This window comes from Methylomarinum sp. Ch1-1 (genome assembly GCF_030717995.2).
Taxonomy (GTDB): Bacteria; Pseudomonadota; Gammaproteobacteria; order Methylococcales; family Methylomonadaceae; genus Methylomarinum; species Methylomarinum roseum.
In genome coordinates this window covers 179,778-194,742 of record NZ_CP157743.1, presented here as the reverse complement: position 1 = coordinate 194,742, position 14,965 = coordinate 179,778, and the positions used below count along the sequence as shown (strand labels likewise).

Genomic DNA, 14,965 nt, shown 5'->3' with positions numbered 1-14,965 from the left:
GGCGCGCGACTCGACCGCCAACTTGCTTTGCCGGGTCGCCATGTCATCGCCGACGCCGTGTTCCGGTTGGCAGACCGAATAGATATTCCAGATCGCCGGGCCGCGATAGTTGAGGCCGTCGATATAGCCTTCCAGCAAGTGGTTCAGATGCGATTGGGCGCTCTGCAGCACATAGCTGGTGCGGTGCGCCATCGAAATCAGGCTCATTTCCTTGCGTTTTTCCTGTTTGCCTTTCTTGTGTTGGCCGTACGGCGCCATGTCGGCCACCTGGCCGAGAAATCCCGAGGTGCAGGCTTGGCCGCCGGTGTTGGAATAAACCTGGGTGTCGAGCACCAACACCTTGATCGGGGTGCCGGACATCAGCGCGCGGGACAGGTTTTGGAAGCCGATGTCGTACATCGCGCCGTCGCCGCCGATGCAAACCACTGGCGGACAGAGCTTGTATTCTTCCTCGCTGAACTGTCGCCAATCGAAATAGGTGAAGAATTTGTCGTGCTCGTCCTTGTCGTATTTGCCGGCGACTTCCAGTTCGGCCATTCGTATCGCCTTGAAGCCCTCGGCCATCTTGATCATATGCCCTTCGAACAAGCCCATCGCCACCGACGGCGAATCCTGGAACAAATGATTGGTCCACGGGAACGGATAGGGGTTGAACGGGAAGGTCGAGCCCCAGACACTGGTGCAGCCGGTGCTGTTGCTGATGCCCATCGCCGCGCGGCCGTCGCCGGTGATGCCTTCGACATACTGCCATTTCAAATGCTTCAGTTTGGCGATCAGCTGTGTCGCCCATTTCAGCCATTTCTTGTCGATCGGCTGACTGGGTTTGCCGTCATCGAGCACGATGCTGAGTTTGGACAGGGTCAGGTCGACGCTTTGGTTCTGCTCGATCGCCGCCTCGATCGCATCGACGTCGCCGATATCGAGGTTTTCCGCCAGTTTCAGACGGATGTGCTGTTCCATTCCGCTGATCAGTTGCTCGATGCGGGCGACCTGTTTCTTGACCCGCGGCTGCATCATCGCGGTCACGGTCGAGGTGAACAGGTGGATCACCGTTTTTTCCCCGCAGCCTGGGCAGGCGCCGTCGCCGCACGGCATCGATAGATAATTGGTCTTGTCCTGCATCAGCGTGTGCAGGGCGCCGATTTTCTCGTCGAGATCGTCGATGCGATCGAACTTCGGATTCGAGGTCGGCAGGTCCAGCCAGTAATCCCACTCCGTACGCAGCTTTTCGACGGTTTCAGGGGTTTGCGTCTGCGCTTCCAGCGCGCCGTCTTCACATTCCTTGACGCATTCCATGCAGCCCTTACAGGCATAAGGGTTGATCGTGATCGAATAGAGGCCGCCGCTGTTGGCTTGGCGCTTGTTCATCGCGTCATGGTAGGGTTTGACCAGGGCGAACTTGAAGTCGCCGACGGCCTCTTTGAACCATTCGAATTCCTGCGTCACTTCGGCGCGGTCCGTTTCCGGATATTCCTTGATCGTTTCGCCGATGGCTTTTGCGAATATCGGCTTCAGGTCGTCGCCTTCCGATTTGCTGGCGGTCAACGCGTGGTATTTTCGTTCCACGCTGCGCACGGCGCGGCGCAGATGCTTGACGCTGTGACCTTGTTTTTCCACCCGTTTGATGTTGGTTTCGAAGACTTCGCCGACCGTGTTGATCAAGCCGGGGATCGCGGTGTCCGGACACAGAGAAAAGCAGTCGCCGCAGGCGGTGCAGTTTTCCGGAATCCACACCGGGTGTTCGTGACGGATGCTGGTCATGTCGCGAAAGATGCCGGTCGCGGCAGGGATCGCGCTGGTGGCCATAAACGGGTCGGCCAGATTGTCAGAACCTTGGCCGTTGATATAGGAATAGCCGGTTTGATCCCAGAAACGGTGCACATCAGTCAACGGATCGTCGTTGGCGGGGCGTCTGCGCAGCATCACCGGTGTCGACAGCGGTTTAGTTTCGGCGGTGCTGTTGACGTCGCCGACCGTCATCGACGCGACATCCAGCTCGCGAGTTTCGTCGAAGCCGCGTTTGACCGTGCGGAAGTTGTCTTCCACCGCCTGTTCGCCCTTGTGGCCGAATTTGGCTTGCAGCGTTTGATGGACCGCGTCGAGAATCTCCTCATGGCTCTTGCCGGCATTTTCGGCGATCGGCGACGCTTCGAAAAAGGCGCCCTGAAAGGCGATGCCTTGCATGCGGAACTGCAGGTCCGGGTCGCTCGCTTCCTCGCGGGCGATCTTGAACGCGTCGACATAGTACACCTTGATGTTTTTGTCGACGATATATTGTTGAGCGGCCCTCGGAAACGAACGCCAGAGTTCCTCATCGGAGCCCAGGCTGCTTTGGATGATGAAGGTGCCGCCTTCGTCCAGGCCGAACAGCGGGTTGGCGTGGGTGAATACGTTGGGGTCCGGAGACAGCACTACGTCAACATGATGATATTCGCAATTGAGCTGAATCGGTTCCGGCGCCACCGACAAATAATAAGTCGTGGGCTGGCCTTTTTTCTCGGAGCCGTATTTCGGATTGGCCTTGATGTCGAAACCGAGCAGATCGAACAGCGTCATCGCCAGGTTTTTGCCGGTGGTGATCGCTCCCCAGCCGCCGACCGAATGCATGCGCACGGTCAGGCTGTTTTTCGGCAGCAGGTTCGGGTTTTCGGCGCGTTTCAGGGCCAGGTCGCGGATGCCCGGGTAAGCCTCTTCGACTTGTTGTATCTGTATTTCCTGTTTGGGCGAGTAAGCGGTCTCGCGGGTAAACTCGATGCCCAGATAGAAGAATTTTTTCTTTTTGCCGTCCGGCAACATGTTTTCGACCGCCGCGATCAAATCGCCCGGCTGCAGGTCGCGGCTGCCGAGGCCAAACGAGCCGGAAAACAAATCGGGCGCATCGTCGGCTTTTTTATAGCTTTCGTAGTTCGGATAGGGTTTGTCGCTTTTGCTGCGGCCGTTTTCCTGGCATTTGCCGATCGTCGCACGGATTTCGCGGATCAACGGCAGATCTTCGGCCAGCGGCTGGTCGGTGCGTTCCAGCACCAAGACGCCTTTGCGGCCTTTGACGAGCTTGCCGATCAGGTCGCCGGGGAAGGGGCGGAACATCGTCATGTCGGCGACGCTGACTTTCAGGCCGCGGCTTTCCAGCAGGTATTTAGCGACCGTGGCGGCGGTCATGGTCACGCTGCCCTGGCCGACAATCAGGTAGTCGCCGTTTTCATGGCCGCTTAAACCGACGCGCTGGTAGCGCCGGCCGGTCAATTGATACCATTCGTCCATGCATTGATCGGTGAAGTCGGCGACATGATCGAAGAAATAGGGACGCTGCGCGGCCGTGGATTGCATGTAGGCGTCCTGATTGGTCACCGTGCCGGTCATCAACGGCCGGTCTACGTCCCAGTTGATTGGGATTCGACGTCGGGTCTCGCCGTAGAGGATGCGTTGCGCCGGCGTCGGCGTCGGGATGATGTCGTCGGGCAGGCCCAGATACTCTTCGATCAGCTCGCGTTCCGGGACGTTCAAGGGTTCGATCAGGTGCGAGGTCAAGAAACCGTCTTGGGCGACGGCGATCGGGTTCAGGCTTAATTCGGCGATCTTGCGGCCGATGATGTTCAGGTCGGCGACGGCCTGGGCGCTGTTGGCAAACATCTGGATGAAGCCGGTATCGTCGATGCAGTGGTAATCGTCATGGCCACAATGGACATTCAGCGAAGATTTGGTGATAGCCCGCGAGGCGATATTCAATACATAGGGCAGCCTTTTTCCGACCGCGGCATACAGCGATTCGTGCATGTAGGCGATGCCTTGCGACGCGGAAAAGTTGCTGGCGCGCAGGCCGCTCAAGGACAGACCGGCGGTCATGCCGGCGGCGGCATGTTCGCCTTCGGGCTGGATGAAAATCAATGGCCGATTGGAAACATTCAAATGCCCGTTGTTGACGGCTTCCGCCCAATACTCCCCCATATCGGAGGCTGGCGTGATCGGGAAAGCGCCGGCGGCATCGCTGGATTCACGTTCGCACATGATCACCGCCGAGTTGCCGTCCATCGCCATGCGCAGGCCCGGGTATTTAAATGTTTTCTGTTCTTTCGATTTGCCAAAAATAGCCATAAGATTCCCCTATGTATTTTGCCGATTCAACTGACAAGGATTGAATCGCAGATAATTTGTTTTCATTTTCAATGACTGGGTGCGCTTGAAAATGCCCGGCGCTAAGGAATATGCACAAAATAACTTCCCGAAACAGTAGGCTTTGTGGAGGTTCGGTAACTCGCTTGACAGGACGCCGTTCACCCAGCACCTAAATAAACGAAGATGATTTATCGCAGCCATTATCCTATGGAATTTAGGTGCTGGGTGGCAGCTAACAGCTCCTGCTTACCGCTGCACTTACACGTCCTTGTGCGGCGGCCGCTTCCGATTTCCTATCTCACGCGGCACTTGCACATCCTTGTGCGGCGTAGGCTTGACGGCGGCTGTCCCTGCCGCCGACACCTGTCAATCGAGCCACCGATTCCTCTTCCGACATTTGGAGAAGTTATTTCATACTCGTTCCTAAGCTGTTCCGAGCGGCGTCCGGAGTGATTGGATAAGCTTCGGAGACTTTATCTATCAATGCGTGTTTTAATGGGTTCGATGCGGGCGATGCTTAGCCGACCGGCAGCGATTCGTTACGATTCGATCTTTTTGCTTCCCTGCCCACGCTAGAGCGGGTCGTGCCCAGCTTGCTGTCTATCCAGACGATGGCGCCGGTGGGGCAACGTTCGATCGGAGTTCGGTCGACCTCTATTTCGTCATATTTTTTGTAATCGATCACGGCCAGGTTATTTTTGATTTCTATCAGTCCCTCGGGGGCGTCAACCACGCATTTTTCACAGGCGGTGCAAGCCACCTCGCATTCGTGTTGCGCCTCGTCGCCCTCATCCAGGCTCTTGCAGGCGACAAACAGTTTATGACTGACCGGTTGCAGGGAAAAAAGATCTTTCGGGCATACGACGACACAATCGTTGCAGGCGGTGCATTTGTCTTCGATGACGATCGGCAGCCCGTGTTCGTCCATGAAAATAGCGTCAAAATCACAGACTTCTTCGCAGTCTCCTAAACCCAGGCAGCCCCAATTGCAGCCTTTGCCGCCGCCTGAAACCACGGTAGCCGCCTGACAGGTTTTCATGCCTTCGTATTTCGCGCGGGTGTAGGCGACATGGGTGCCGCCGGCGCAAGCCAAGCGTGCGACCACTTTTTCCTTGGACTGCATGTCGACCCCCAGATAGGCCGCGATTTTGGCATTGCCTTCCGGCGTGTTTACCGTGCAGTCCGAGGGGTTTTTTTGTCCGGATACCACCGCCTCGGCAAAAGGTCGACAGCCGGGGACGCCGCAGGCGCCGCATTGCGCTTGCGGCAGCATTTCGTCGACCTCTTCGATGCGAGGATCTTCGTAGACAAACAATTTTTTATTGGCGATGGCCAAAATGACCGCCAACGTGACGCCCAAAGCAACCATGAAAAGGGCGGCGGTAACTATACTCGAAATCATTTATCGTCTCTAACTGTGAAACCGCAAATCCATGTGGAGCATAGGGTTTGCGTGTGTTCGGCATGGTTTAGGGAACAGAGTACTTTACACGAAAACGGCTGCATATGGCAAAACTATCTCCGCATATAAGTAGCTGTTTATAGGGTGTTGTATGACTTCATTGCATTTATCCAATATTGTTTAATGGTCTGGATTTGGGCATAATGCCCGAATATTACAATATTTATGGTTTGATAACATGAACGAGATGATGAACCAGGGGCTTGAGCTGATGTTGACCGGAATGGGCATCGTGTTTGTTTTTTTGGCGGCGCTGATTGTCGCGGTCAACCTGATGTCTTCGGCGATACAACGCTTTTTTCCGTCCCAACAGCTAGTGAAATCTGTTCCCCCTGTTGCCTCGGGCGCAGTCGATCAAAGTGTTATCGCTGCGATCACGGCGGCTGTTACTCAATATCGTCGCAAACATCACTAAGACTCTATCTGCGGCCGTTATTTCACCGTCAATTATAATGACAGCGCAACGGATGGGATGTTCATGTATTTCATGGCTGTGAACATGCAGGTTGCTGGAGCGGCCAGGAGGCTGGGCGGCGAGTCTCCTAAGCACTCAATAGCAAACCTGTGCATAGTCAGATAACTTTATACCCTTTAAATAGATTATTACCCACAAGGTAAAATTACAGCTTGACCCAAAAAGGTCCGGGAGAACAATAATGGCAAAACCGTTAGGTATCACTGAAGTCGTTCTACGCGACGCTCACCAATCGATACTGGCCACGCGCCTGCGTATCGAAGACATGTTACCGATCTGCGAACAACTGGATCAAATCGGCTACTGGTCGATGGAGTCCTGGGGAGGGGCGACATTTGATGCCTGTATACGCTATCTGGGCGAAGACCCCTGGGAAAGGCTGCGTTTACTGAAGGCCGCGATGCCCAATACGCCGCAGCAAATGCTGTTTCGCGGTCAGAACATTCTCGGTTATCGTCATTATGCCGATGATGTGGTCGATAAGTTTGTCGAGCGTTGTGCCGTCAACGGTATCGATGTATTCCGGATTTTTGACGCGATGAACGACATGCGCAATATCGAACGCGCAGTCAAGGCCGTGTTGAACACCGATGCGCACGCACAGGGCACGATTTCTTATACCACCAGCCCGGTGCATACCATCGACAAATGGGTCGAGCAAGGACGCGTCATCGAAGATATGGGCGCACATTCGATCTGTATCAAGGATATGGCCGGATTGCTGACGCCTTATGCCGCCTATGAACTGATCGGCAAGCTGAAACAAGCGGTCGATATTCCTATTCATATGCAATGCCACGCCACTACCGGTTTGAGCGTAGGAACCTATATCAAGGCGATCGAGGCCGGCATCGATAATGTCGATACCGCGATCTCGTCATTGAGCATGACTTATGGTCATAGCCCGACCGAAACCATCGTCGCCAGTCTGCAAGGGCAGGAGAGAGATACCGGCTTAGATTTGCTCAAACTGGAAAAAATCGCCGCCTATTTTCGCGGCATCCGTAAAAAATACGCCCAGTTCGAAGGCAGCCTGAAGGGCGTCGATGGCCGTATTCTGGTGTCTCAGGTGCCCGGAGGCATGTTGACCAATATGGAAAGTCAGCTGAAAGAGCAGGGCGCCGGAGACAAGTTTGATGAAGTATTGAAAGAGATTCCTAGGGTCAGAGAAGATCTGGGTTACATTCCGTTGGTTACGCCGACTTCGCAGATTGTCGGCACCCAGGCGGTGATGAATGTGCTGGCCGGCGAGCGCTATAAAACCATCAGCAAGGAAACCGCCGGCGTGTTGAAAGGCGAGTACGGCGCCACACCGGCCGAAGTGAACAAAGAACTGCAGGCCCGCGTGCTGGATGGCGGGGAGCCGATCACCTGTCGTCCGGCCGATTTATTGGAGCCGGAAATGGACAAGTTGGTCGCCGAAGTCAAGGAAAAAGCCGCCGTCGAAGGGGTCAAGCTGGCCGATAATGTCGAGGAAGATGCGCTGATTAACGGCTTGTTTGCCCAGGTCGGCTGGAAGTTTCTCGCTAATCGAGGCAATCCCGATGCTTTCGAGCCGGCGCCCAATCCGGAAGCCCATGCCGCCGTTCAGCCCGAGAAAGGCAAAAGCGGCGCTGCGGTGGAGTCTTACTCGGTCAATGTCGATGGGCGCACTTATAACGTCGTCGTGGGGCCCGGCGGTTCCGATGTCAATGTTCAGCCTGCCGGCGAAACCGCTGCGCCGGCGCCGGCTGAGTCCGGAGGTGGCGCGGCCATCGAGTCGCCGATGGCCGGAAATATTTTGAAAGTCAAAGTAAAAGTAGGAGATAACGTTGCCGCCGGTGACGTGGTTGTGATCATGGAAGCGATGAAAATGGAAACGGAAGTTCGAGCCAAAGTCGCCGGCGTGGTCAGCGCCATCAATGTAAAAGAGGGTGATGCTGTGGCTGTAGGTGATGCCTTAATTACCTTGTAATCAAGTTTACATGGTAACTGCTCGCCCCACTTATCGAACGAAGCAGGGCATGTAGGGTGGATAAGCCTGAAGAGCGCATCCGCCAAAGATGCCGAACCGGTGGATGCGCCCCGCTTATCCACCCTACGAATGAGGGTGAGTAGTTACTTTAAATGTTTTATTGCAGCCTGCGGTATCGTGTCTTGATGGCCGGCTTGCCGTTTCGACAGAGGCGTTCCTGTCGAAAGCCGGCGGGGTTCAGGCTGCTTGCTTTTAGTTATCACAAATAGTTATTACAGAGACCTTTCATGGAAAATCTCACACTTTTATGGGAAAGCACAGGCCTGTACAATTTCAGCGGATCACAAGCCATCATGATGGCGGTCGGTTTCCTGTTATTGTTTTTGGCGATCAAAAAGGGCTTCGAGCCTTTATTACTGCTGCCGATCGGCTTTGGCGCCATTCTCAGCAATATTCCGATCGCCGGAATCGCCGAGGAAGGCGGTATCTTATATTATCTCTATGGCGGCATTAAAACCGGGGTTTTCCCGCTGTTGATCTTCATGGGGGTCGGCGCAATGACCGATTTCGGCCCGATGCTGGCTAATCCCAAGACCCTTTTTCTGGGGGCGGCTGCTCAGTTTGGTATCTTTGCGACCTTACTCGGCGCGTTGGCGTTGAACGCCGTTCCGGGGCTTGAGTTCTCGTTTAAGGATGCGGCCGCTATTGCGATTATCGGGGGGGCGGATGGTCCGACTGCAATCTATGTCGCTTCCAAGTTGGCGCCGGAGCTGCTAGGCGCGATTGCCGTCGCCGCCTATTCCTATATGGCGTTGGTTCCGCTGATTCAGCCGCCGATCATGCGGGCGTTGACCACTGAGCAGGAACGCGCCATTGAAATGCAGCAATTGAGACCGGTCAGCAGTACCGAGAAAATCGTTTTTCCATTGCTGTTACTGCTGCTATGCGCCTTATTGTTGCCGTCGGCCGCTCCGCTGGTCGGTATGTTTTGTCTGGGTAATCTGATGAATGCCTGCGGCGTCGTCGAGCGCTTGAGCAAAGCCTCGCAAAACGAACTAATCAATATCGTCACGATCTTTTTGGGACTGGCGGTCGGTTCAAAGCTAAGCGCCGATGCGTTTTTGAAAATAGAAACATTGGGTATTTTGCTGTTGGGCGCGGTTGCCTTTTGCATCGGCACCGCCAGCGGCGTGTTGATGGCTAAGACCATGAACAAGTTCAGCAAAACGCCGATTAATCCATTGATAGGCGCCGCCGGCGTCTCCGCGGTGCCGATGGCGGCCCGTGTCGCCAATAAAGTGGGATTGGAAACCAATCCGCATAACTTCCTGTTAATGCATGCGATGGGGCCGAATGTGGCCGGAGTGATCGGCTCGGCGGTTGCCGCCGGTGTGCTGTTGAGTCTGGTGCAGTAGCCATAGTTGACGAGCATTCTTGCAGGATGCGCCGAACAATCTTCGCTTTCGCTCAGCGCATCCTATGGCCCTAAGAAATACCTGATGTAACTATTCAGTATCTTTCGGGTTTTAGGCAGTAGGTCATTGATTTCTCGGGACGCGTTCACCCAGCACCTAAATTCCATAGGCTAATGGCTGCGATTAATCATCTTCCTTTATTTAGGTGCTGGGTAAATATATCCCTATAAGCTTGGGTTCGGCATCTGACCGCCAGGGATGGTGGAAATGCAGATTTTGCAAGGAGCAAAAATCTGTCATGCCTCACGCACTTGCAGAACAAGCCACCGAACACTCGCCAAGTAGCTGAGAGTTATAAGTAATCAAGAAGAAATATAAAAGTCTTGGGAGTTATCGAAACTTCCGAGACCGTCTTGCTGCTTTATCCTAAATCCTCAAAATCTCTGCGTATGATTTCCTTTTTATCCCGATAAGACTTTGCATCGCCGTAATCGATAAATTTCTGGTAGCGGTGATGCAGGGCGCTGATGCGTCGTGCGTGTTTGATCGGACACCAGAACTGCTCCGTGCGGACGGCAATTTCCTGGCTATAGGCCAGCAAGCCGTTGAAATAACTGCAATAGGCGCAATTGATCTTTTCGATGAAGTTCAGGTAATTCAGGTATTGGCGGTCGAACACAATGTAGTCGGAACGCTTGACCATGGGAATCTGATAAATCGGGAAGCAGATGACATGATATAGGCTGACTATCACATCCAGCATCATTGCGGCCGGCAGCACCGACCAAATGACCGGCGTGCTGAGTATGTGTTTCAGTGGCGCCTTGCGCAAATAATCCCATAACTGCTGCAGATAGCGTTTGTGTTGGATGATCGCCTGTGGGTCAAAGAGTACGCGATTATTGCGTATTTTGTAGGCGAAATCCTGATGTTGATTTTGTATTTCTTCGATCAACTCCTGTTCCAGAATTTTAATCTTGTCGAGTAACGCATCGATGCTTGCATTCATGTAATATTCCGGAAGCAAGTATGTTTCCTGATTGTAAACAATCAGGCATGAAAAAGCCTCAATTCTTTTCAGGAATTGAGGCTAGGGTGGCGCTTGAGGCGAAAGACCGGTTTTTTGTTAAAACAGGCCGGTAATCACGCCGTCATCGCTGATATCGATGCGTTCGGCGGCCGGTACTTTAGGCAGGCCGGGCATCGTCATCATATCGCCGGCGATGGCGACGATGAAGCCGGCGCCGTTGGCCAATCTGACTTCTCGGATTTCGATGGTGTGACCGGAGGGTGCGCCTTTGGCGGTCGGATCTGTGGAAAAAGACATTTGCGTCTTCGCCATGCAGATCGGGAAATGGCCGTATTTTTCCTGCAGCGCATTGATTTCGGTCTTGACCTTGGGGCTGGCCGTGATGCCGGCGGCGCCGTACAGCTTGGTGGAAATCGTTTCGATCTTATCCCACAGCGGCAGGTCGGCGTCATAAACATAGTTGAAGTCCGGTTCGCGGTGATCGACGATGTCCAAGACTTCGCGGGCCAGTTCCTCGGCGCCGGCGCCGCCTTCGGCCCAATGCTTGGCGACCACGCACTTGACGCCGAGAGCGGCGCATTTCTCTTGCAATAAGGCGATTTCGGCTTCGCTGTCGAAGGTGAAATGGTTGATGCTGACCACGCAAGGCAAGCCGTAATTGACCGTGACATTGTGCAGATGACGTTCCAGGTTGGCGAAGCCTTTTTGCAGGGCTTCCAGGTTTTCGTTGTTCAAATCTTCCCGGGCGACGCCGCCGTGGAATTTCAATGCCCTGACCGTCGCGACCAGCACCACGGCTGAAGGTTTCAGGCCGGACATGCGACATTTGATGTCGAGAAATTTCTCCGCCCCCAAGTCGGCGCCGAAGCCGGCTTCGGTGATGGCGTAATCGGCCAGTTTCAATGCTGTCTTAGTGGCGGTGACGGTGTTGCAACCATGAGCGATGTTGGCGAAGGGGCCGCCATGAATGATGGCGATGTTGTTTTCCAGTGTTTGCACCAGATTGGGCTTGATTGCCTCCTTCAATAAGGCGGCCATCGCGCCGTGGGCATTCAGGTCTCTGGCGTAAATCGGAGTGACGCGGTCGGCTTTGTAAGCGACGACGATGCGTCCCAGGCGCTCTTTCAAGTCGGCGTGGCTGGTCGCCAGACACAGGATCGCCATGATTTCGGAGGCCACGACGATGTCGTAACCGTCTTCACGCAGATAGCCGTTGGCGGGGCCGCCCTGGCCGACGGTGATCTTGCGCAGGGCGCGATCATTCATGTCGACGACGCGTTTCCAGGTGATGCGTCTGGAGTCGATGCCCAGCTCGTTGCCGTGGTTGATATGGTTGTCGATCATCGCCGACAACAGATTGTGGGCGACGCCAATGGCGTGAAAGTCGCCGGTGAAATGCAGGTTGATGTCTTCCATCGGCACGACTTGGGCATAACCGCCACCGGCTGCGCCGCCCTTCATGCCGAAGCAGGGTCCCAGCGACGGCTCGCGTAAACACATGATGGTTTTTTTGCCCAGACGGTTCATGGCGTCGCCCAAGCCGACTGTCGTCGTGGTCTTGCCTTCGCCGGCCGGCGTCGGGCTGATCGCCGTGACCAGGATCAGCTTGCCGTCTTCTTGATCGGTCAATGAATTCAGGTATTCCAGTGAGACCTTGGCTTTGTAATGACCGTATGGATCGAGATGTTCAGCAGGAATGCCCAGTTTTTCTTCAGCAAGTCCAATGATCGGTTTCATTGTGGCTTGTTGAGCGATTTCAATATCAGACATTCGAGTCTCCTTATCAATAAATGGGTTGTTTCTAAAAAACAGAAAGCCTGGACTGTAAAGATACAGCGCAGGCTATCTTGTTTTAATCGTTTTGAAAGCGATTAATCGGCGCGATAGACAGGAAAGCGCGCGCACAGGATTTTCACTTTTTCGCGGACTGACGAAATCACGTTTTCGTCGTCGATGTTTTCCATAACGTCGCACATCAGGTCAGCGATTTCACGCATCTGGTCTTCCTTAAAGCCGCGCGTCGTCGGCGCCGGCGTGCCGACGCGTATGCCGCTGGTGACGAAGGGCGATTCGGGGTCGTTCGGCACCGCATTTTTATTGACGGTGATATGGGCGCGGCCCAAGGCCTCGTCGGCCGCTTTGCCGGTGATGCCCTTAGGAATCAAGGAGACCAGCATCAGATGATTGTCGGTGCCGCCGGAAACGACCTCAAAACCGCGCTTGATGAAGACTTCGGCCATCGCCTGGGCGTTTTTGATCACCTGTTGCTGATAGACCTTGAATTCCGGTGTCATCGCTTCCTTGAAGGCTACCGCCTTGGCGGCGATCACATGCATCAACGGGCCGCCTTGTATGCCAGGAAAGATATTGGAATTGAATTTCTTCTCCAGGTCGGGATTGCTTTTGCACAGAATTAGGCCGCCGCGCGGACCGCGCAATGATTTATGGGTCGTGCTGGTGACGACGTCGGCGATCGGCACCGGATTCGGATACAATCCGGCCGCAACCAGGCCGGCCACATGGGCCATGTCGACAAACAGGTAAGCGCCGACCTTGTCGGCGATGTCGCGGAAACGCTGCCAGTCCCAGATACGAGAATAGGCGGAAAAGCCGGCGACGATCACTTTAGGCTTGTGCTCGATGGCCAGGGCTTCAACCTGATCATAGTCGATTTCGCCGGTTTTCGGATGCAGGCCGTATTGCACCGCGTTGTAGATCTTGCCGGAGAAGTTGGGTTTGGCGCCGTGCGTCAGGTGGCCGCCGTCAGCCAGGCTCAGCCCCAAGATGGTGTCGCCGGGCTGGATCAGAGCCATGAATACCGCCATGTTGGCCTGCGAGCCGGAATGCGGTTGCACGTTGGCGTAATCGGCGCCGAACAATTCCTTGGCGCGATCGATCGCCAGTTGTTCGGCTTTGTCGACGAATTCACAACCGCCATAATAGCGTTTGCCGGGATAGCCTTCCGCATATTTGTTGGTCAGCAGCGAGCCCTGTGCTTCCATGACCCGCGGGCTGGTATAGTTTTCCGACGCAATCAGTTCAATATGGTCTTCCTGGCGTTGACGCTCTTCTTCGATTGCCTGGTAGAGTTCATCATCAAAACCGGCAATTGACATGGATTGTTTAAACATTGACTTCTCCTGATTTGGAATTTTTATCTTGAGTCTGTTGGTAGGATAAGCAATACCTGCAAGTCGGCGACATTGGTGCCGGTTGCGCCAGTATCCAGTAAATCCTGTGATTGTTTCAAGGCGTTGTAAGCGTCATTATTGTCGAGCAAGGCCGCTGCGCCGGCGATGAGTTTTACCGTGGCGGGATCGACCAGGCCGCCGGCCGCATCGGTGGGGCCGTCGCGGCCATCGGTGCCGCCGCTTAAAAAGACCCAATCGCCGTTCAGGCCATGCCGTTCCGCGGCCAGCGCAAAAGCCAGCGCCATTTCTTGATTGCGTCCACCTTTACCACTGCCTGTCAGCGTGACGGTGGTCTCGCCGCCGGCCAATAGCGCAGTCGCCTTATGCAGTCCCTGGCGCTGCCGCTGTTTGGCCGCCAACACCAGCTTCTCCGCCTCGCCACGCGCTTCGCCGCACAGATGATCGTCATAGAGTATGGTTTCATAACCCAGGCGTTGTGCGGCTTGCAAGGTGGCGTTGACGCTGATGCGGTTGCTGCCGAGCAGAGTGTGGCCGGTGTGGGCGAACAAAGGGTCGCCGCTTTTCGGCGTTTCTGCTATCTCGCCGCGGCAGCCTTTTTCCAGATGGACGCGTACCGTTTGCGGTATTTTGTCCCATAGCGCCTTGTCATGCAAAACAGCCACGGCATCGGCGTAACGGCTGTCGTCGGCGACCGTCGGTCCGCTGGCGATCGAGCTCAAATCGTCGCCCAGCACATCGGATAGGATCAGCGCGTGCAGATCGGCCGGCGCCGCCAGTTTCGCCAGGCCGCCGCCTTTCAGTTTCGACAAGTGTTTACGCACACAGTTGATTTGATTGATCGTCGCACCGCTGGCCAGTAACAGGTCGGTCGTTTTGATCTTGTCTTGCAGGCTGACGCCGTCGGTCGGATAGGGCAGCAGCGCCGAGCCGCCGCCGGACACCAGCACCAATACCAGTTCCTGGGGTTGGGCCTGTGCGACCGTTGCCGCTACTTGTTTGGCGGCATCGAGGCCGGCGTCGTCGGGCAGTGGATGACCGGCGGCGAAGACCCGAATGTTGTCGACAGCGGATGCATTTTCGTAGTTAGTGACGGCGATGCCGGGCTTAGCCTGGCAATCGGTCGGGATGATTTGTTGCGCCGCATCGGCCATCGCGCAGGCGGCTTTGCCAAAGGCGATCAGATGCACTTTTGACCACTGGCCGACTCTTTTCTGCTCAGGATGCTCCAGGTCCAACGCAATTTCTAGTTGATGGGCGTCGGCTTTCAGGCTACGGGCGACCGCTTGAAAAGGATCGGCTGCGTCGATTCCGGCCCGAAAAATGTTTGCCGCATCACGACGTAGGGACTGGATGGTATCGTTCAT

Annotated in this window: 8 protein-coding genes and 1 pseudogene; 3 read left to right on the top strand and 6 right to left on the bottom strand. The window is 55.1% G+C overall.

Annotated elements, in window-relative coordinates:
• Positions 1-153 precede the first annotated feature (153 nt).
• Positions 154-3,945: pseudogene (locus Q9L42_RS01190) on the bottom strand (2-oxoacid:acceptor oxidoreductase family protein); the annotation flags it as partial.
• Positions 3,946-4,630: 685 nt separating this feature from the next.
• The gene (locus Q9L42_RS01185; RefSeq protein ID WP_349431758.1) at positions 4,631-5,515 is read right to left on the bottom strand and encodes an RnfABCDGE type electron transport complex subunit B; all 885 of its coding nucleotides are present in this window, start codon (positions 5,513-5,515) and stop codon (positions 4,631-4,633) included.
• A 238-nt stretch (positions 5,516-5,753) separates the two neighbouring features.
• Between Q9L42_RS01185 and Q9L42_RS01180 the strand changes: the two genes are divergently transcribed.
• The 3 genes from Q9L42_RS01180 (at position 5,754) to Q9L42_RS01170 (ending at position 9,419) form a co-directional block, all read left to right on the top strand.
• Positions 5,754-5,990, top strand: coding sequence for an OadG family protein (locus Q9L42_RS01180; RefSeq protein WP_305906448.1), 237 nt, complete (start codon positions 5,754-5,756; stop codon positions 5,988-5,990).
• A 241-nt stretch (positions 5,991-6,231) separates the two neighbouring features.
• Positions 6,232-8,004: a sodium-extruding oxaloacetate decarboxylase subunit alpha gene (gene oadA, locus Q9L42_RS01175; RefSeq protein ID WP_305906449.1), complete on the top strand. Its 1,773-nt coding sequence runs from the start codon at positions 6,232-6,234 to the stop codon at positions 8,002-8,004.
• 287 nt (positions 8,005-8,291) lie between these two features.
• Complete coding sequence (locus Q9L42_RS01170; RefSeq protein WP_349431757.1) at positions 8,292-9,419, top strand: sodium ion-translocating decarboxylase subunit beta; 1,128 nt, start codon at positions 8,292-8,294, stop codon at positions 9,417-9,419.
• Positions 9,420-9,840: 421 nt separating this feature from the next.
• On the opposite strand, the gene Q9L42_RS01165 is transcribed toward Q9L42_RS01170, so the two are convergent.
• The 4 genes from Q9L42_RS01165 to Q9L42_RS01150 all read right to left on the bottom strand — a co-directional run bounded on the left by Q9L42_RS01165 (position 9,841) and on the right by Q9L42_RS01150 (position 14,965).
• Positions 9,841-10,428, bottom strand: a complete 588-nt coding sequence (locus Q9L42_RS01165; RefSeq protein WP_349431756.1) for a hypothetical protein — start codon at positions 10,426-10,428, stop codon at positions 9,841-9,843.
• A 117-nt stretch (positions 10,429-10,545) separates the two neighbouring features.
• Positions 10,546-12,219 carry a formate--tetrahydrofolate ligase gene (locus tag Q9L42_RS01160; protein ID WP_305906451.1) on the bottom strand — a complete coding sequence of 558 codons (1,674 nt, stop codon included), beginning with the start codon at positions 12,217-12,219 and terminating at the stop codon, positions 10,546-10,548.
• A 101-nt stretch (positions 12,220-12,320) separates the two neighbouring features.
• The gene (gene glyA, locus Q9L42_RS01155; protein ID WP_305906452.1) at positions 12,321-13,580 is read right to left on the bottom strand and encodes a serine hydroxymethyltransferase; all 1,260 of its coding nucleotides are present in this window, start codon (positions 13,578-13,580) and stop codon (positions 12,321-12,323) included.
• Between the two features lie 23 nt (positions 13,581-13,603).
• Positions 13,604-14,965 carry a glycerate kinase type-2 family protein gene (locus tag Q9L42_RS01150; protein ID WP_305906453.1) on the bottom strand — a complete coding sequence of 454 codons (1,362 nt, stop codon included), beginning with the start codon at positions 14,963-14,965 and terminating at the stop codon, positions 13,604-13,606.